The following is a 19758-nucleotide window of genomic DNA, read 5'->3' as shown; positions in this document are numbered from 1 at the left end:
AAAATGTATATGCCGTTATAGTATAAATAAATAATCAATCCATTTTGAGGTGTATCCATGAGGTTTAATGAGTTTTTTGTCGGACAAATATTTAAAACCAACTCTTTAAGAATCACGAAAGATAGTATTACGAGTTTTGCATCGGAGTATGATCCACAATATATGCATTTGGACGAAGATAGAGCAGAGCAAGGAAGGTTTAACGGAATTATTGCTTCTGGAATACAAACTCTTGCTGTTTCGTTTAAACTTTGGGTTGAAACGGGAAGTTATGGTGATGATGTAATTGCCGGAACAGCTATGAATAATATTAAATTTATAAAACCTGTGTATCCAGATGATGAACTTTATACCATTGTGGAAGTGATTGCAGTTAGAGAGAAAAAGAATGAAACGGGTATCGTTACAGTGTTGTTGTCAACCTACAACGATAAAGATGAGAAAATTTTTGAAGGCGATCTATCCGTTCTGGTCAAGCAATAATTTCATTCGAACAAGACGGCGGCAGTTCAGGACTTATTTACCCGGTCCCAAACTGCCGCTATCTTTATTTATATATGTATTTAAAGTAGCAAACGGTTAACTAATTGACTTTTTTAGTATAGGAACAAGTCTGGAAAGTAACATTGAAATAGTCGTCAAAACGTTAGTTAGTACGATTAGCAAACTATAAAATTAAAATAGTAACTCATTATCATCGTACAGGAGGAAACATAATGTCACTTCAATTTCCTAAAGGCTTTTTGTGGGGAGCCTCAACTGCAGCTCACCAGGTGGAAGGTAATAATGTGAATTCTGATTTCTGGCTGATGGAGAATTTGGATGAATCAGTATTTGTAGAACGCTCCGGAGATGCGGTGGACCATTTCCGGCGTTATCGTGAGGATATCGCTTTAATGGCTAATTTAGGATTTAATGCTTATCGCTTCTCGATCGAATGGGCAAGGATTGAACCGGAAGAAGGCGTGTATGATAATGTGGCTATCGAGCATTATCGAGATGTTCTAAAGACCTGCAATGAATATAAAATCACACCGATTGTGACGCTGCATCATTTCACTTCACCAGTCTGGCTCATTCAATCAGGAGGATGGGAGTCGGAAGACACCCCCTCACGTTTTGCCCGTTATTGTGGCAAAGTTATGCAAGAATTAGGTAAACTCATTCCCTATGCATGCACCATTAATGAGGCGAATATCTCCATTGGAATTACCAAGATCATTAAAAAGCATCAATCACAAGGTGCCGCTCAAGTCGGGATTAACCCGGGGACTGGAGCGCGTTTGGAGACATACGCTAGAGGGTTGAGAACTGCTTTTGGCATTCCGCAAGAGGAGGTGTATTCTTTCCTGGGTCCTCGTTCAGAGAGAGGATTGGGGATCATATTCCGGGCACATACAGAGGCCAGAACAGCCATTCGGAACGTTTCTCCGAACACTCAAGTTGGAATTACTATGTCGCTATATGATATTCAAAGCTTACCCGGAGGGGAAGAACACGCATCCAACGCGCTCAAAGAAGAATTCCTTCAATTCATATCTTATTTGAAAGATGATGATTTCTTTGGCTTACAGAACTATACTCGATCGGTTTACGGACCTGAAGGGTTCTTACCGATTCCCGAAAATGCCGAAAAGACTCAGATGGGTAACGAGTATTACCCACAAGGGTTAGAATCCGTTATTCGCTGTGTTTCCAAATACTTGGATAAGCCGATCTTTGTTACGGAGAATGGTGTGGCAACAGACGATGACGAGAGACGCATCGCCTTTATTGATACTGCATTAAAAGGTGTACATGCTTGTATCCTCGACGGGATACCCTTAAAAGGATATATGCACTGGTCGCTGATTGATAATTTCGAATGGCAACTTGGTTTTTCCAAACAGTTTGGACTCATCGCAGTTGATCGTACAACGCAAGAGCGTCTACCTAAACCCAGTGCTTCTCATTATGGTAATATTGCAGCGAGTAATATGTTATTTATCTGAAAGATGTATGAGGTGAGAAACCTATCAACGAAGTCGTGAAAGCGTTATCCATAAAGTCGTCAAAGCGTTAGTCTATAATTATATAGAAAGTTATGATGGGTCTGTAGTTAACTTATTCGATCAGGGGGATCGTAATGAAAACAAAAGCAAAGCTTATCAGTATGGCCTTAGTTACAATAATGTTAATGGGGATTTTTACCGGATGTTCATCTTCTAATAATGATGGTAATGAATTAACTCCTCAAGAAACAACCGGAATAAATGCTAATTCTTCTGACTCAGGAAAGGATAGTGCGACAAAAGATCCGTTTGAAATTACGATGGCTCTTCCGGTTTTTGGTCCAATACCGGTAGATATTGAATTGGTTCAGAATGAAATAAGCAATATAACCAAAGAAAAAATTAATGCAACTGTAAAAATACTTCCAATCAGCATCGGTTCGTACAATCAACAAATGAACTTGATGAGTTCCAGTGGCGAGAAGCTGGATATGTACATCTCTCTATCATCCATGTATAACTCGGAAGTATCAACAGGTAAATATATTGAATTGGATAATCTGGTGGACATTTATGGTCAAGATCTTAAAGCTCAATTTGATTCCGTATATTTGAACAGTGCTAAGATTGACGGAAAGCTTTATGGGATCCCTGTCCTCAAAGATTTTACAACTGGAGTTCCTGGAATTTTGATGAGAAAAGATTTGGTTGAAAAATATAAGATTGACATCTCGTCTATTAAGTCAATAGATGATTTAGACCAGGTATTCCAGACCATCAAAGATAACGAGCCCGCCATGACTCCGCTTGGAGTTGGCGTATCAGCACCTCTGAGCCAGTACTTGTGGTATGACAAACTTAGTGATCGTTATGGTGTTTTGCCGGAGTTTGACAATGGTTTAAAAGTAGAGAACATATTCGAGTCGAAAGAGTATGAGGATGCATTGAAAACGATGCATCGTTGGTTTAAGGCTGGCTATATCAATAAAGATGCAGCAACCAGCCAGGCTAATTCCTCAGATATGGTGAAAGCAAACAAGGCATTTTCATACTTCGTGACAAACAAGCCGGGGACAGTTGAGGGCGATAGTCGACTTACCAATCATGAGATGGTAGTTGCTCCATTAAAAGATAGAGCATATTCCACAACAAGTGATACATTATTGGCATTGTGGGGCATTTCCGTTAACTCTAAAAATCCCGAAAGAACGATGATGCTATTGAACCTGATGTATTCTGATCCGGATATTGCCAATTTACTCACATGGGGCATAGAAGGAAAACATTATGTGAAGGTGACGGATACAACCATTGATTTCCCAGCAGGTATTGACGCTAAAACGGTTGGATATTCCAATCAGAATTGGATTGTCGGAAACCCGCTTCTTACTTACACGTTTAAAACTGAACCAGTGGATAAATGGGAGCAAGTGAAACAGGCAAATGCTAATGCGACTAAATCTAAGGCCCTAGGCTTCCTGTTTAATACTGAACCTGTTAAAAACGAGATGACGGCTCTCAAAAATGTTCTTACTCAATATGAGAAAGTTCTCGAAACCGGAACTATCGATCCAACTGACAAACTTGATGAATTCAATACAAAGTTGAAGGCTGCTGGAATTGAGAAAGTTATCGCAGAGAAGCAAAAACAGCTTGATGAGTGGGCAGCTGCAAATCAATGAAATTTTGGGGGACCAGGTCTGAAAAGTGACCTGGTTTTTCCTTTGCTGAAGCTAACAAGTCGTGAAAGTGATACTGCAAATGTCGCCAAACCGTTAGTGAGTGGGGGCAGGATCACATATCATTATAATTAAGCTGGAAACTTCAAATAAAAGGAGCCGAAGAACAACTATGCTATATCCTATCGTAACCGACACACGTTGCATTATTGATTTATGCGGGATTTGGAATTTTAAACTGGATTCAAGTAAAGGTTTTCAAGAAGAATGGTATAACGAGCAGCTAACGGATACAATCTCTATGTCCGTTCCGTCCTCTTTCAATGATACGGGGGTTACCGGTGACATTCGCAACCATGTGGGCTGGGTATGGTACGAGAGGAATGTTACGGTGCCGAGTCTACTGTTCTCGGAACGAATTATGCTACGATTTGGATCTGCTACACATAAGGCCAAAGTATACCTTAACGGGAAGCTTGTCATCGAGCATATTGGTGGATTTACGCCTTTTGAAGTTGAAATCAATCCGTATCTGCAAGCCGGTAAAAACCGACTTACAGTTGCGGTTAACAACATTGTTGACGAAACAACGCTTCCGATGGGGGATTACAACGAGATGGAAGTTCCGGGCGGAGGAAAGGTCATCAAGAATAGCCCTTATTTTGACTTTTTCAATTATGCTGGGATTCATAGACCGGTTAAGATTTATACAACCCCCAAGAATGCTTACATTCAAGATGTTAGTATAGTGACAGAATTGAACGAGGCTACAGGAATCGTTAAATATAAAGCGTTAATTAAAGGAGAGGCTGAGGTTAAGGCCATATGCATTGATCAGTCTGGAGCGACGGTTGGAGAATGCAATGGAATATGCGGTACTATTCAACTTGAACACGTTAAGCTTTGGGAACCGCTAAAATCATACCTTTATCAACTCAAGCTAGAAATCCTGCAGGAGGGACAAGTTGTCGACACTTATGAGCAGCCTTTCGGGGTACGTACGATTGAAGTAAAAGATGGTAAATTCCTTATCAATAATAAACCCTTCTACTTCAAGGGCTTCGGCAAACATGAGGATACACCAATCAATGGCAGAGGCCTAAACGAAGCAGCGAACGTCATGGATTTTCGATTAATGAAATGGATCGGAGCCAACTCATTCCGCACTGCACACTATCCTTATTCAGAAGAAATTATGCGACTTGCGGACAAAGAGGGAATCGTTGTTATTGATGAGACTCCTGCTGTCGGGTTACACCTCAGCTTTGCCATAACCCCCAAGCAAGGAGCCAAGCGGAATACTTGGGACACGATTAATACACAAGAGATTCATCGGCAAGTGGTGCAAGAAATGATTGCGCGTGATAAGAATCATCCTAGTGTGGTTATGTGGTGCATAGCGAATGAACCAGCTTCCGAGGAGGATGGAGCTGAGGAGTACTTTAGACCGCTCGTGGAATTGGCTAAGGAATTGGATCCACAAACCCGGCCCGTTACGATCGTTAATATTATGATGGCTACCCCGGATATTGATAAAGTGGCTGAATTCGTCGATGTACTGTGCCTTAATCGTTATTATGGCTGGTATGTGTTTGGTGGTGATTTTGAGACAGCCAAAGCCGTGTTGCGGCAAGAACTGAATAGTTGGATTGAACGCTGTCCCGGCAAACCGATTATGATGACGGAATACGGGGCGGATACGATTGCTGGCCTGCATGATGTAGATCCCGTCATGTTTACGGAAGAATACCAAGTCGAATATTTACGGGCGAACCATGAGGTCTTCGATGAATATGAAGCTTTTGTCGGAGAACATGTGTGGAACTTTGCCGACTTCCAGACCAGCCAAGGTGTAGTAAGGGTACAGGGAAATAAAAAGGGTGTCTTTACACGGGATCGAAAGCCAAAGGCAGCCGCCCATGAACTGCGCAGAAGATGGCAAGCAATTCCTAATTTTGGGTATAAAGCAAACGACTAAAATAAACGCGAGAGTAAGAGACGTTGGTCAATAAATTCCAGCGTCTCTAACATATAATGTATTCATAAAACTAGCCTGCTCATAGGGGGAAATACAAGCATTGCGAAGGAGAGAAATCAATGAAATTCAATAATCCTGTCATTCCAGGCTTTCATCCAGACCCAAGCGTATGCCGTGTCGGAGAGGATTATTACCTGGTCACGAGCTCGTTCGAATACTTTCCTGGTGTACCGATTTTCCATAGCAAGGACTTGGTGAATTGGCGTCAACTGGGACATGTCCTGACACGGGAAAGCCAGCTTCCTCTTGCCCGCCAACTGCCTCCAGGATGGTCACAGGGGATCTACGCACCTACGCTCCGCTATCATAGAGGCAGATACTACATGATTACGACGAACATTTCACTACAGGAAACCTTTTTCGTATGGACGGAACAACCGGCGGGGCCATGGTCTCGGATCCCGTCTATCTTGAGGGATGGGGGGGAGTCGATCCGTCCCTGTTATTCGATGAGGACGGTACTGTGTATGTGACTGGCACGGCGAACTTCAACGGAGAGCATGCCGGCATTTACCAGGCTGAGCTTGACATGGAGACAGGTAAACTGCTGACAAAGAGAAAACTGATTTGGGAAGGTACCGGGGGCAGTCATCCAGAAGGACCCCATTTATATCAAATTAATGAATGGTACTACCTTATGGTTGCAGAGGGCGGTACGGAATACGGACATATGGAGACCATTGCACGTTCCCTTCATCCGTATGGTCCCTACGAGTGTAACCCTAACAATCCGATATTGTCGAATCGAAGTACGTCAAAGCCGATTCAAGCAACAGGCCATGCAGATCTCGTGCAAGCCGCTGATGGGAGTTGGTGGTCTGTATTTCTGGGTATTCGGCCTGTCGGGAATGCAAAGCGGCATCACTTGGGCCGTGAGACCAATCTGGCACCAGTATGTTGGACCGACGCCGGATGGCCAATCATCGGAAATAACGGGATTGCAGAGATCGAACACGACGCAGGCGGTCTGCCGCTTGGAGAACCTGAAGAACCGGAGAGCCGGGAAGATTTTAATGCCTATATGTTGTCACCTGAATGGAATTTCTATCGGAATCCAGTACCTGGTTCCTGGTCACTGACAGATCGTCCTGGATGGCTAACACTGAATGGACAGGCTACGACTTTGAATGACAAGGAATCACCTGCATTCATCGGACGCAGGCAGCAACACAAAAATTGCGAGATATCGGTCCTACTGTCATTTCGGCCTTTATCAGAAGGCGAAGAAGCTGGACTTACGATCTTTATGAACGAGAAGTTCCATTACGAAATCGCTAAAATAATGGATAAAGGACTAACGAAGCTTATACTTAGGAAGAGGATCGGAGGAATGATAAGCACTGTTGCCGAGATTGAATATGACGAGGAGACAGTTGTCTTCGGAGTTTCGGCAGATGAATTATGGTATACCTTTACCTATTCCAATCCAGGCAGCGAGCCCAAGCCGTTCGGTCAAGGCGAAGTTGCTTTTCTTACAAAGGAAATTACAGGCGGATTTACTGGCGTCTACGTAGCCATGTATGCAACCGGGAATGGAAAAGACGCGCAGTCACCTGCTTACTTCGACTATTTTGATTATGTTCCGCTGGAGGATAAGCCACTTGATATGTTTGCGGTGATGGGTATCAGCAGGAATAAGTAGAAATTTCTACGATTAGCTTATCATGAGGTTGGTTAAATATGAAGCTCTCAGGACAAGTAGCAGTTGTGACAGGGGCAGCGTCAGGCATGGGGAAGGCCATTGCTGAGCTCTTCGCCGAAGAAGGAGCCCAGGTGATCGTTTCAGATCTTAACCTCGATTCTGCGGCCAAGGTGGTGGAAGGAATTATAGCTAGAGGCGGGAATGCAATTGCAGTCGTGACAAATGTCGCCGTAGAAGAGGACGTCCAGCGATTGATCGATACTGCATTCAAAAAGTTCGGGACGGTGGATATTTTGGTTAATAATGCTGGAATAATGGATAATTTCGTTCCGGCAGGGGATATCACGGATGACTTATGGGATAGGGTATTTGCAGTGAATACGACCGGACCTATGAGGACCACACGCAAGGTTCTTCCTATCTTCACGGAAAAGAAGAAGGGAGTCATCGTAAATATTGCTTCCGCAGGAGGGCTCTTCGGTTCGCGTGCAGGTGCAGCTTATACCGCTTCCAAGCATGCAGTCGTAGGCTTTACGAAGAACGTCGGCTTTCAATATGCAAAACTCGGTATTCGCTGTAATGCAATAGCTCCAGGTGCCGTGAACACAAATATCGGTGCCTCGCTACAAGCGCCGAATCCATTCGGAGCAGAACGTGCCTCGATTGGAATGGCTATCAATCCAGGATTAGGACAACCAGAAGATATCGCGAAGGTTGCTTTATTCCTGGCATCGGATGATTCGAGCTTTGTCAACGGGACAACGGTTACGGCCGATGCAGGCTGGACAGCTTATTAGAACAACTTCTGGGTCGCAACGATCCGTATATCTGTGAAGCGACTGTGATTATAACTTTTGTTGCCAGGAAACATCTATCAAATGCGATTGATAAAAGTATCTTTTGCTTTTTTTTTGCGTGTGTGAAAAATATAAGAGGGCCTCTTTGAAGCGTTAGGTATTGCTTCAAAAGGGGCCCTATTTTGCATTTGCCCAAAGGTGCAGATCCTTTCTGCACCTTTGGACGATGTCAGAATTTATTTTGGACTATAAAATAATGTGTATAGTCTTCTAAAAAGCGTGTCGCTTAAAAGGTGAAATTACAATGATTTTAAGGGAATGGTATTATGGAAAACTTATTAAGACTAAGACACAAACTACTGTTCCAATTTAGTTTGATCTTGTTAATGAAGAGTGCGGTGGCCTGGTTTGTAGTGTTTAATGATAGTCCGAATTGGAATATGGTGCTGACAGAATTTCCATTCTTCATCATAGTATTCTGTCTAATTGAGTGGTTTGCGGCTAAACGAAAGCTCCTGTATTATATGATTGCTAATTTTTTGATTACGATAATCTACTTCGCCGTTCTGATGTATTACAAATACTACGGTGTAATTGCCACCTATCATGCCCTGCAGCAGGCAAAAAAAGTTACCAACGTAGGAGAAAGCACATATTCATTGATCTCCCCTTACTATCTCTTCATCTTTGTGGACATCTTATACTTTGTATTTGTTATGTTTTGTCCTAAGTATATTACCAGATGGAAGGAAAAAGGCTTAACCCGTATGAGCCGTAAGGCTCTGATTGGCATGATGGTTGTGTCTCTCGGACTCTGTACCTTCAATATCTGGCCTATCCATGCCAGTATGAATGAGATAAAAAAGGCAAAAAGTATGGGGATACTGAACTATGAAGTATATAAGATTATTGTAGACACTACCGGGAAGGAAGAACTCATTGATTCCAAAGAAATCACACAACAGGCCGTTGATCAGTTGAAAGGTATTGATAACCTGAGCGCACCTGAGTACTGGGGTACAGATAAAGGCAAAAACCTGATTATCGTTCAAATGGAATCCTTTCAAAATTTCCTAATAGGGCTAAGGGTCGGTGGACAGGAGGTTACCCCTAATCTGAACAAGCTGGCTAAGGAAAACACGTACTTCAGCAGCTTTTATACGAATGCGGGCCAAGGGACAACCTCAGATGCCGAGTTTGTCGTTAACACCTCATTTTATGTACCTGAGAATGAACCAGCTACCTCATCCGAATATATGAACAAAGCATTGCCGAGTCTGCCACGACTGCTTGGCGGTAATGATTATTTCACAGCTACGTTCCATACCAACAATGTCGACTTTTGGAATCGTAAGGATTTATACAAAGCCATCGACTTTGATCAATATTATGACCAGTCCTTCTACGGAGACGAGGATCATATCGCTTTCGGTTCTTCGGACGAGATGCTGTTTGCCAAGACCATACCGGAGCTAGTAAAGATGGATAGCCGGGATCAGCCTTTCTATGCCATGATCATCTCTATGAGCGCGCATCATCCCTTCCATATCCCAGAAGAGAAATACAAAATGGAATTGCCTAAAGATTACGAGGGGACACTGCTTGGAGAATATATTAGGGCCCAGAATTATGCGGACTATGCAATGGGTGAGTTTCTGGAAGAGCTGAAGACCAGAGGACTTTGGGATGATAGCCTGGTTGTATTCTACGGTGACCATCAGGGTGTTCCAATGTATAGCCTTACCGGGGAGGAAAATGATCTGATAAAATCGCTAATCGGGCATGAATACGGCTATTCAGACATGTTCAACATTCCGTTCATTGTTCATTCTCCCGGCGCGAAGCTTCCATCCGTTATGGAGGGTACGGGTAGTCAGATCGACATTATGCCGACGTTAGCCAATCTGCTCGGCGTATCTATGCAGAATCAGCTGCATTTCGGTCAGGACCTGTTCAATCAAGAGAGTAATTTGATCCCCCTCAGACACTTTTTACCGACAGGGTCTTTCGTGAATGAACAGAGTATTTATGTCACGGGCAATGATTATACCGATGGGAACAACTACAGCTTAAGTGACAACACGATTACTACGAACGGTTCGAACGAAGCGCAGTTTGCCACGGGTCTGCATTTGCTCGAGCTGTCCAACAGCTATCTGCTTCAACTGCCGAATGATGGAGAAGAAAAATAATGCGGAGCTGTTTTTCATCATCCAATTCAGAAATTGAGGTGTTCCCAATGATCTATCTTTCAGTCGTCGTGCCTGTCTATAACGAAGAGGAAAATATATACGATCTTTATTTGAGTATCACTGACGCATTGAAAGGAAAGATTGAAAATTATGAAATCGTGTTGGTGAATGATGGAAGCAAGGACCGAAGTTCTATACTGTTGAATGAAATCGCCCGGATGGATTCAAATATAAGAGTTATTCATTTCCAAAAAAAACCACGGGCAAACGGCAGCCATTTATGCCGGAATAAAAAGTTCCAGAGGGGAGTTAATTACCCTTATGGATGCCGATTTACAGACAGATCCCCGGGATATCTTCCGGCTGATGCCATTTATCGATAAAATTGATTTTGTAAACGGAAGACGCATAGATCTAAAAGATGCCAGACTTAAAAAAATATCCTCTCGTATCGGAAATCGAATCCGTAATTGGATCACTGGAGAAGCGATTTATGATCCTGCATGTCCCCTGAAACTGTTCACGCGAGAAGTGGCAGATAGCTTTCATTTATACAATGGGATGCACCGTTTTCTGCCGACACTAGCCAAGATGAACGGGTTCTCTGTTATTGAAGTAACGGTAACCCATCAAAAAAGAAAACACGGTGTATCTAAATATGGGATTTTGAAGGGGAGCTATACGGTTTTCATGGATGCCATAGTTATTGGATGGCTTAAAAAAAGAGGGATTATATACCAAGTTAAGGAAAGAACATAATAAAGTTCATTGAGATTACGCCAATAATTCTCTTCTAAATACATTTGATGGAGGATTAGTGTGAGGTGTTTTGAACAGAATCTATTAAAACTCAGGTGAAAATTAAAATCAAAAAAATACCCTAGAAAGTCCCTAACTCTGTCAGTTATAAGTATGTAAGCGCTCTGTTATTATGTGAAAGGACGATTATATATTGAAACTAGACTATTAAGTTAATGAGGTGAAACAATTGATTAATGTAGGAACGAACTACCATCCGCATGATTGGCCTCGGGAACGCTGGCCAGTTGATATTCAATTGATGAAGGAATCCGGATTCAATCTCGTTCGCTTGGGGCATCTATGTTGGGACAGCTTTGAACCTTCGGAAGGGAATTTCACGTTCGAATGGTTTGATGAAGTGATGGAACTATTTGTGGAAGCTGGAATCAAGGTTGTGCTTGATATTGCAACTCGTCCTGCACCGACTTGGTTGCACAAGAAATATCCAGGAATTGACCTTTCGGATCGAAACGGTAACCGGCTTGCTGCAGTTCATCGGTATATGGATGATGTGGGAAATCCGGATTTCCAGAAATATGCCTACCGTTTTGCCGAAGTAATAAGCAAACGCTACGCAGATGCTCCAGCCCTTTATGCATTGGGACTATGTAATGAGGTGGGTAGCGGAACGCCGAGCTTCTCAGAAGAGGCACGTCGGCGTTATGTGGGATGGCTGAGAGAAAAGTATGTTACGATTGAGCACTTAAATCTTTGCTGGGCTGCGCATCGATGGTCACGCAAATTGAACAGCTTCGAGGATGCAGAGTTCCCTGTGGCAGGTGCGATGAATGGAGCTCCAGAGAGAATGCTGGACATGTGGCGGTTTTTCTCGGACGAACAGCTAGTTTATCTAAAGGGATTAAGGGATATAGTCCGCAGGATTGCCCCGAATGCCAGAGAGTCGACCAATCACTGGGGAGAACATCCAGGCTATGGATTTGATTATTTAAAGGCTTATAGAAGCACATTTGATATTCCAGGAGTTGGATTTTATCCTGGTGTCAATCCGGAAGATAGAAACGCTCTTCACGGAACCTGCTTTACAATGAACCATAGGATAGGCGAGATGGACAAGCCAATTTGGTGTCTGGAATTTCAAACAGGGTCGTTTGGGGCATATGCTCCACCAAAAGGTGTGCTAAGAATGTATGCCTATCTGGCTTTATTATTTCGTGCAGAGACTATATGTGCCTGGACATGGCGATCAATGTTGGGTGGTGAAGAACAATATTTTTACGGATTGTTGGACCATGATGGTCTCCCAGGAAGAAAGCTGGATGAATTCCGGCAGTTCACTTCTGAACTCGATAAATTAACTGATTTGGGATTACCCTATATGCCAAATCCCGAGATCGCACTTGCCTATTCTTATGAAGCTTTCAAAGTCTCCGAAAATCAGAAGGCATACTACAAAACTGCTTATCTGAAACAAGTTATAACAACGTATCAGGTTTTGATGGCAGACAACACAGAGTGCAATGTTGTGAATTTGCGGAAAATTGAAAAGGATTACAAGCTTCTATTGATTCCCGGACATTGCATTATGGACGAAGCTTCTGCCCAAGCGGTTCGTCAATTTGTGGAAAAAGGCGGAACGGTTATTATGACAGCGTATTCTGCTAAAGTAGATGAAAATAACCAGGTGTTCAGCTCAACTTTGCCGGGCAGACTCAGCGATGTATTCGGCATCCGTGCGGGTGCATTTGAACGCCCGATTTATCATACTTCCGATGCGAACGAAGGCGGACTTCAGAAGGAGCGGATGAATCTCCGCCGTGAATCGCCACGGATCCGCATGGGCGACAAAATTATGGATACACCAATCGATTATTATGAGATTCTGGAACCTAACACGGCAGAGACCTGGGCTGTATTTACCGATATTGACCGGGAATTACCGGCTGTTACCGCAAATAATTATGGACAGGGGACAGCCATATATACAGCTGTTCCTGCACAAGCAGATGTTCTGCAAGCGCTGCTTGAGGGTTGCTATGAAAGGTTGGATATCCGGAAGGGAATTACTACTCCGGACGGTGTCGTTGCCCGCCAAATGGGTAGTTCGGCAATTTATGTAAATACGACTGCTTTGGAGCAGACTGTAATCTTGCCCGCGAAAGCCCATAGCTTATTTTCAGATAATGTAGTTGAAGGCGAAATGGTGCTGAAGCCTTATGGCGTAGAGGTTCTTGAACATTCGGACCTCACCTAAATATAGTCAACGGTACAACATGATGTTATATAATTCCAACAAGCCGGAGCGCAAATACACCGGCTTGTTTCGGTTTTGGTGAATAAAGTAAGCGATTTCTTAAATCCTAAAAACACCTGAGTAAAATCCTAAATCTCCCGGTTTAAGCATTAAGGCTAATAGTATAATCTAAATGCAAGCGCAATCATTAACGCTATTAAACTAAAAATTGTGCTAAATAAAATTATCAAAGGGGGAACATATGGATGCTTAGAAGAAAAATTCTTAGCACTATGATGATTACAGTGTTATTACCCGGTATTATTGCTGGCTGCTCTTCGAACAACAATAACGGGAATGCTAAGTCAACAAACAGTGCTCAAACGACCAATGCAGGAAGTACACAGGGGCCAACAGATAGTAAAGTCGTTGATCTTGAAGTTTGGTGGCCAAATACTGGCTATAAGGGAATTGAGAAAGATAGTCCGTTATACAATCAATATGCCGATTTACTTGGTGTTGGTGTCATTAGCCCCTATGTAGAATGGAATGGCGGCACTGACTACTTGAACACTCTCAATATGAAGATTGCTGCTGGTGAAATGCCAAACGTATTTCTTCCATGGAATGGAAATGAAACCGATCTTGCCAAAAATGGTGCTATTGCAGATTTGACAGACTTGTTGCCTGAATATGCACCGAACCTATGGAAGCTAATTCCTGAAGATGTGTGGAATGTAGTTAAAGCAAATGACCCGACAGGACAAGGGAAAATTTACTGGATTCCAGGTATTAAAGGATATGAGAGAACAACGGGTATGATCCGTAAGGACTGGCTGGACACTTTAGGGTTGCAAATTCCAAAGACTCAAGATGAATATGTGAATGTTTTGAAAGCGTTTAAAGAAAAAGATCCAAACGGTAATGGTACAGCGGATGAAGTTCCTACCGGTGGCAGACAAAATGCCCGGTGGATGGATCACCTATTCAATATGTATGGTGTGGCTATGGTCGAGGGATATCCAGATTGGGATATCTATAATGGGGAATTAACATACTCGGCTGTTTCACCCAATATGAAGGATGCTCTTGCTTTTATTTCCAAACTCTATAAGGAACAGTTAATGGATCAAGAGACATTTCTTAATGACAAAGCTGCTTGGGATGGAAAAGTGGATGGGAATCTAGTAGGAAGTTATTTTCAATGGGCTGAGACATCCTATCTCCATCTTGGTCTCATTGAACAATCTACTGGTGTGAAGGCAGACTTCTCGGTACTTCCGGTTCTTGAAGCTCCTGGATATGAGGGTCAAGGTTTTATTACTACTAAGCAAGTGGGGAATCCTGAATGGGTGGTAAGTGCTCAACAAGATGATGAACACCTGAAGGCGAGTTTAAAGTTTCTTGATGGTATTGCTGACCAATCCAAATGGATGGACATTTACTGGGGAGCGGAAGGCATGCATTACAGTGTAGTAGATGGTAAAAAAACCAAATTACCAGATGATAAGAGTACTCAGCAAAATCGTCTAAACTCATACGATCAATTTGGAAACATTGAATTTAAAGAGCAATTGTTGACTGAATCAGCATCAGAAAGCGATAAATGGCAATTTGAACAAAGCATTCGGAACATGAAGGATCTTCAGCAGTACGTAAAAATTATTGCTGGTGATGGTTTGCCTTCTACCGTATATACCGATTATCCGGATATCAAGAATAATACACTCTGGTATGAATATGCGACAAAAATTATTATCGGAACCTATTCCATCGATAAATTTGATGAGTTTGTGGATAAGTGGAATAGTTCTGGTGGTGAAGAGGTAACAAAAAGAGCAAGAGAATGGTATGCCAAGCTCGAAAAGTAACGGAAGTAAAAAATAGAAACTTAAGGAGAATGGGCAGTTTGATTGCTATCGGATTGCCCTTTTCTTTCTTAAAACAAATAAATAAACAGGATGGAGTGGAGAATCCATATGCAAGCTACTGGTCGATTTTATCAGCATGCGCGAAAATGCTGGCCGTTGTATCTCATGGCTTTGCCTGGGTTGTTTTTTTTCATTGTACTACGCTATATTCCTCTTGGAGGATCTATTATCGCTTTTCAAGATTATTCCTTATTTAAAGGGATAGCTAACAGTCCTTGGGTTGGTTTCAAGCATTTTAAGATTTTGTTTGATTCTCCTGATTTTTATCGTATTTTTGCGAATACGCTGATTCTCGGCTTTTTAAAAGTCGTTGTCATATTCCCGGTACCGCTTATACTGGCTCTTATGATTAATGAAGTCCGGGCAGTACTGCTGAAAAAAGGGATTCAAACTGCACTTTATATCCCGCATTTTTTATCATGGGTAATTATCGCCGGTATTGCCTTCGACATGTTTTCATTAAATGGGATATTTAATACGGTACGCGATTGGTTTGGTTATGGACCGAACCTGATTATGCAGGATGAACGTTATTTCCGTTGGATCTATGTATTCACTTCTATATGGCGGGAGGCTGGCTGGGGAACAATAATCTATTTGGCGGCTATCAGTTCTATGGATCCCCAGATCTACGAGTCAGCCACTATTGACGGGGCTTCTAAAATGAAACAGGTCCGGCATATTACATTACCTCTTCTACTACCAACCGCATTAGTACTTTTCTTGATTAATCTTGGAAGTTTCCTTGATTTAGGTTTCGATCAAGTGTTCACTTTGCTTACACCAATGACGTATTCCGTTGGAGATATTATTGATACTTACGTATATCGGTCGGGTATTCAGGAAGCCCGTTACAGCTTTGCTACAGCAGTCGGTCTGTTCCAGGCCATTATTGGATTTGTACTTGTTTATGTTTTCAACCGAATTTCAAAAAAAGTTACGGGCGGGGGGTTGTGGTAATATGTCAATGTCCTTTAGTGAAAAAGTCATTCAAAAATGCATCGTTGCTTTTCTAATTATATTATCGGTAATTGCTCTGATTCCCCTAATTTCAGTTTTGTCCGTTTCATTCAGTTCAAGGGTTCCGGTAGAACTGAACCATGTGACGATTTGGCCGAAAGGGTTTACACTGGACTCATGGAAATACGTACTTGACCGGCCAGATCTGTGGAGATCATTCGGGGTTACGGCAGTTGCGACAATTGTTGGGACCGTTCTAAGCTTATTGATCACCGCGCTAATGGCCTATCCACTCACTAAAAAAGAGTTTACGATAGGAAAGGTTGTCATGGTCGCCGCAGTTATAACCATGGTATTTAAGGCTCCGCTAATTCCATACTTTTTGACGATGAAAAATATTGGTCTGTATGATAATCCGTTAGTTCTTGTTATTCCGCATATACTTACTGCGTATAACCTGATTATAATGCGGACTTTTTTTCAGGAATTCCCTCATGAGCTTGAGGAGGCTGCTGTTGTTGAAGGGGCGGGATACTTCCGGTTATTATTCAACATTGTGCTTCCGTTGTCCAAAGCCGTACTTGCCACACTTGGATTATTCTATGCGGTGACGCTTTGGAATCAATTCCAGCATCCGCTAATGTTCATCCAGAATCCGGACTGGTATCCACTGCAGATAAAAATAAGACAGTTTATTACAAGTGACAACGAACTGCAAATAGTGGGTAATATGTCACAACTGAACTACAGTGCCAGAACGCTTCGTGCAGTTACCATTGTGTTTGCAATTGTCCCGATCTTAATGATTTACCCTTATTTACAGAAGTACTTCACTAAGGGTGCAATGCTGGGTTCCGTAAAAGGATAAGTTGTAACTCGTGCGCTGTCGCCCTACTGTTCATTCTAATATGAAAGCGGGAGACAGCATGATAATTAGCGCGATACGCCGACGGATTGGTGAAATGAAGCTACGGAACAAGCTGATGTTCAGCTATTTCGTGGCTTCCATCATTCCGATTATCGTAATCAGTTTTACTATCTACCATTTATCCGCAAAAAGTGTGGAGCAAGCATCCAAGGAATTTGCTTCAATGTACATTTCACAGGCGACCACGAACCTGAATGATTTCGTAGACAAGTCCAATAGGATAACTCGTTCGGTACTTCAGGAAACGGATATTATGGGTATTATGAATAACCGCAGTCAGTTAACAATGGAAGATTCGATTGAGACCCAAAAGGTGATTTCAGGATATTTTGGACAGATGTCTATGGAATATCCAGAGATTGAAACAGTGATGCTGATTAGTGCAGATGGGAAAATTTATGATTATACCAAAGCTCCCGATAAGGTGAATACAGATCGGTTGGTGGAGCAAGTCTGGTATAAACACATTCGGGGATCCGAAACAGCATTGTTTATTACCCCTATACATGATAAAAGTTATTACGGAAATTCAAAAGGAGATGCCACATTTACGGTCGGAAGGATACTCCGTAATTATAACGGGTCCTATGCCGGGATGATTTTACTTGATATGGACCCTGTCCATCTGATTAATCTGAATGAGGATTTCCTAATGCTTGGCAACCGTTATAACATCAAGATGATTATCACTAATGATGAAGGCGAGTTAATATATCATTCTGACGGTGCCACTGGGAAGAAAGCATGGAAGGACATTATTGACGACAAGTACTTTGCTGATCTTTCTAGGAGCGGGCAGGACAATATTGTGTTGTCAAAAGATGCGTATGACGGACGACTGCGGATTAATACAGAGATTCCACTAAAAAATCTTCTGGCCACAATTAATAATATTAAACATGTGACAATATGGTCGATCATAGTGTTCCTGTTTTTCATTGCACTGCTTTCAATACTGTTCAGCTATAAGATCACCAAACCTGTATTAAACCTGAGGCGCAGTATGAAGCAGGTGGAGATTGGAAATTATACGTCGCTTATTCAGGCTCCAGTGGCTAATGATGAGATCAGTAATCTGGTCAAAAGCTATAACAAAATGATTATAAAAATCAAGGAGCTTATCGAGGATGTCTACCTCGCAGGGTTAAAGCGCAAGCAGGCACAGTTTCTCGCCCTTCAGGCACAGATTAATCCGCATATGCTTTACAACACTCTTGAATCAATCCGGATGAAAGCCGTGGTCAAAGAACAAGACGACATCGCCGAAATGATAAAAATTTTAGCCCGTATGTTCAGACATTCTCTAGGCAAACAGCGTGAATACAATCTGGTAAAACATGAGGTAGAATACGCTGCGAATTTTTTATTTCTGCAGAATATCCGTTACGATAACCGGTTTGTGCTTGATGTTCGCTTAAGCGATAGAGTGCTAGGGACTCCCATCATTCCACTTGTTTTTCAGCCAATCATTGAGAATAGTATTAAACACGGCTTTCATAATTATGATAGTCAACTGCATATTACAATCGAAGAGGAGATCACAGAGACTGGAGATGTCTTGATTCGAATCACGGATGACGGGTATTCCATGACCGCCGAAAAGGCGTTTGAGATTAATGAACTTCTGTGTTTATCTGATTTGGGCGGAATGTATCAAAATACCGATGATGGAAATGGTGAAGGTGGAATTGGTCTTTACAATATTGCAGAACGTATCAGACTACAGTATGGAGATACTTATGTTCTAAGAGTACGTTCCGATGAAGAGGCAGGAACAGTTGTTGAAATGCGAATCCCACTTCAAGATTCATCAAGGGGGAACTGAGTTGAACTATACTATGGTTTTGGTGGATGATGAAAAAGGGATTATTGATGGGTTAAAGGTCATAATACGACGTTATCTACCACAATGTGAAGTTATCGGCTGTGCTTACGATGGAGACGAAGGGTATGAGCTTGTGCGTCGCTTACAGCCCCAAATTGTAATTACAGATATCCGAATGTTGCATGTAGACGGACTAGAGATGATAGAGAAGCTTAAGAAGGAAAGTGTAGCCTGCAAGTTCATTATCCTTAGCGGGTATGCTGAATTTGAGTATGCGCGTAAAGGGATGTATCTGGGCGTACGATATTATTTGAATAAGCCTATTGAGGAAGAGGAACTTCAAGACTGTACGAATCAAATTATCAAGGAAATTGAAGAAGAACGCGTTCACGGTGAATTGCTCGCTAAGTATCAGCCACCGGCTAAGGATTCTTTTTCAAAAAAGGATATTATTACTGAGATTAAACAGTACGTTGCCGATAACTTTAACAATAATATAAGCCTTGCAGATTTATCTAACCGGTTCTATCTGAACCTGAATTATTTAAGCCAACTCTTCAAAGAAAAAACGGGACAGAATTATCTCGAATATTTGACGCAAGTCCGGATGGAGCGGACGAAGGAGTTGCTGACCGAAACCGATCTGAAAATTTATGAAATTGCTCAGATGGTGGGCTACAGCGATCCGACCCATTTTTCCAAAGTGTTTGAACGAGCAGCCGGGTGCAAGCCAACTGAATACAGGAAAATTCATAGTTAGAAGTTTTTAAACGCTGATACCAT

The 19758-nt window shown here is 42.3% G+C and carries 16 protein-coding genes; all 16 read left to right on the top strand.

Annotated features, from left to right (window positions below; translation table 11 throughout):
* Positions 1 to 57: 57 nt before the first annotated feature.
* Entirely contained in the window at positions 58 to 483 is a 426-nt protein-coding gene (locus NSQ91_RS23740) for a MaoC family dehydratase (RefSeq protein WP_076191956.1), read from the top strand.
* A 233-nt stretch (positions 484 to 716) separates the two neighbouring features.
* On the top strand, positions 717 to 1991 hold the full coding sequence (locus NSQ91_RS23735) for a glycoside hydrolase family 1 protein (RefSeq protein WP_076191953.1): 1275 nt from the start codon (positions 717 to 719) through the stop codon (positions 1989 to 1991).
* Positions 1992 to 2125: 134 nt separating this feature from the next.
* Entirely contained in the window at positions 2126 to 3673 is a 1548-nt protein-coding gene (locus NSQ91_RS23730) for an ABC transporter substrate-binding protein (protein WP_076191950.1), read from the top strand.
* A 169-nt stretch (positions 3674 to 3842) separates the two neighbouring features.
* Complete coding sequence (gene uidA / locus NSQ91_RS23725; RefSeq protein ID WP_076191947.1) at positions 3843 to 5648, top strand: beta-glucuronidase; 1806 nt, start codon at positions 3843 to 3845, stop codon at positions 5646 to 5648.
* Positions 5649 to 5767: 119 nt separating this feature from the next.
* Entirely contained in the window at positions 5768 to 6181 is a 414-nt protein-coding gene (locus NSQ91_RS23720; RefSeq protein WP_340920153.1) for a family 43 glycosylhydrolase, read from the top strand.
* The gene (locus NSQ91_RS23715; protein ID WP_340920151.1) at positions 6073 to 7350 is read left to right on the top strand and encodes a beta-xylosidase family glycoside hydrolase; all 1278 of its coding nucleotides are present in this window, start codon (positions 6073 to 6075) and stop codon (positions 7348 to 7350) included. The genes NSQ91_RS23720 and NSQ91_RS23715 overlap by 109 nt, the downstream gene beginning before the upstream one ends.
* A gap of 38 nt (positions 7351 to 7388) precedes the next feature.
* Entirely contained in the window at positions 7389 to 8147 is a 759-nt protein-coding gene (locus NSQ91_RS23710) for an SDR family oxidoreductase (RefSeq protein WP_076191942.1), read from the top strand.
* A 326-nt stretch (positions 8148 to 8473) separates the two neighbouring features.
* Complete coding sequence (locus NSQ91_RS23705; protein ID WP_076304619.1) at positions 8474 to 10339, top strand: LTA synthase family protein; 1866 nt, start codon at positions 8474 to 8476, stop codon at positions 10337 to 10339.
* Positions 10339 to 10722 (top strand): glycosyltransferase, encoded by a 384-nt coding sequence (locus NSQ91_RS23700; RefSeq protein WP_305953697.1) that lies wholly within the window; start codon positions 10339 to 10341, stop codon positions 10720 to 10722. The genes NSQ91_RS23705 and NSQ91_RS23700 overlap by 1 nt, the downstream gene beginning before the upstream one ends.
* Positions 10616 to 11098 (top strand): glycosyltransferase, encoded by a 483-nt coding sequence (locus tag NSQ91_RS23695; protein ID WP_305953700.1) that lies wholly within the window; start codon positions 10616 to 10618, stop codon positions 11096 to 11098. The genes NSQ91_RS23700 and NSQ91_RS23695 overlap by 107 nt, the downstream gene beginning before the upstream one ends.
* 229 nt (positions 11099 to 11327) lie before the next feature.
* Positions 11328 to 13352, top strand: coding sequence for a beta-galactosidase (locus tag NSQ91_RS23690; RefSeq protein WP_179088190.1), 2025 nt, complete (start codon positions 11328 to 11330; stop codon positions 13350 to 13352).
* 245 nt (positions 13353 to 13597) lie between these two features.
* Positions 13598 to 15202 (top strand): extracellular solute-binding protein, encoded by a 1605-nt coding sequence (locus NSQ91_RS23685; RefSeq protein WP_076191938.1) that lies wholly within the window; start codon positions 13598 to 13600, stop codon positions 15200 to 15202.
* A gap of 108 nt (positions 15203 to 15310) precedes the next feature.
* On the top strand, positions 15311 to 16222 hold the full coding sequence (locus NSQ91_RS23680; protein WP_076304618.1) for an ABC transporter permease: 912 nt from the start codon (positions 15311 to 15313) through the stop codon (positions 16220 to 16222).
* Position 16223: 1 nt separating this feature from the next.
* Complete coding sequence (locus NSQ91_RS23675; protein ID WP_076304617.1) at positions 16224 to 17090, top strand: carbohydrate ABC transporter permease; 867 nt, start codon at positions 16224 to 16226, stop codon at positions 17088 to 17090.
* A 58-nt stretch (positions 17091 to 17148) separates the two neighbouring features.
* Entirely contained in the window at positions 17149 to 18975 is a 1827-nt protein-coding gene (locus NSQ91_RS23670; RefSeq protein ID WP_179086287.1) for a cache domain-containing sensor histidine kinase, read from the top strand.
* Between the two features lies 1 nt (position 18976).
* Entirely contained in the window at positions 18977 to 19735 is a 759-nt protein-coding gene (locus NSQ91_RS23665; RefSeq protein ID WP_256716535.1) for a response regulator transcription factor, read from the top strand.
* Positions 19736 to 19758: the final 23 nt, after the last annotated feature.

This window comes from Paenibacillus sp. FSL R7-0048 (genome assembly GCF_038004505.1).
GTDB lineage: Bacteria > Bacillota > Bacilli > Paenibacillales > Paenibacillaceae > Paenibacillus_AQ > Paenibacillus_AQ odorifer.
This window is presented reverse-complemented; position numbering and strand designations above follow the sequence as displayed.

Excerpts from the sequence above, each read along its gene's own strand:
- NSQ91_RS23675 (WP_076304617.1), top strand. The coding sequence starts at position 16,224 with ATGTCAATGTCCTTTAGTGAAAAAGTCATTCAAAAATGCATCGTTGCT.
- uidA (WP_076191947.1), top strand. The coding sequence starts at position 3,843 with ATGCTATATCCTATCGTAACCGACACACGTTGCATTATTGATTTATGC.
- NSQ91_RS23730 (WP_076191950.1), top strand. The coding sequence starts at position 2,126 with ATGAAAACAAAAGCAAAGCTTATCAGTATGGCCTTAGTTACAATAATG.
- NSQ91_RS23720 (WP_340920153.1), top strand. The coding sequence starts at position 5,768 with ATGAAATTCAATAATCCTGTCATTCCAGGCTTTCATCCAGACCCAAGC.
- NSQ91_RS23705 (WP_076304619.1), top strand. The coding sequence starts at position 8,474 with ATGGAAAACTTATTAAGACTAAGACACAAACTACTGTTCCAATTTAGT.
- NSQ91_RS23700 (WP_305953697.1), top strand. The coding sequence starts at position 10,339 with ATGCGGAGCTGTTTTTCATCATCCAATTCAGAAATTGAGGTGTTCCCA.
- NSQ91_RS23735 (WP_076191953.1), top strand. The coding sequence starts at position 717 with ATGTCACTTCAATTTCCTAAAGGCTTTTTGTGGGGAGCCTCAACTGCA.
- NSQ91_RS23740 (WP_076191956.1), top strand. The coding sequence starts at position 58 with ATGAGGTTTAATGAGTTTTTTGTCGGACAAATATTTAAAACCAACTCT.
- NSQ91_RS23685 (WP_076191938.1), top strand. The coding sequence starts at position 13,598 with ATGCTTAGAAGAAAAATTCTTAGCACTATGATGATTACAGTGTTATTA.
- NSQ91_RS23715 (WP_340920151.1), top strand. The coding sequence starts at position 6,073 with ATGGACGGAACAACCGGCGGGGCCATGGTCTCGGATCCCGTCTATCTT.
- NSQ91_RS23710 (WP_076191942.1), top strand. The coding sequence starts at position 7,389 with ATGAAGCTCTCAGGACAAGTAGCAGTTGTGACAGGGGCAGCGTCAGGC.
- NSQ91_RS23670 (WP_179086287.1), top strand. The coding sequence starts at position 17,149 with ATGATAATTAGCGCGATACGCCGACGGATTGGTGAAATGAAGCTACGG.
- NSQ91_RS23680 (WP_076304618.1), top strand. The coding sequence starts at position 15,311 with ATGCAAGCTACTGGTCGATTTTATCAGCATGCGCGAAAATGCTGGCCG.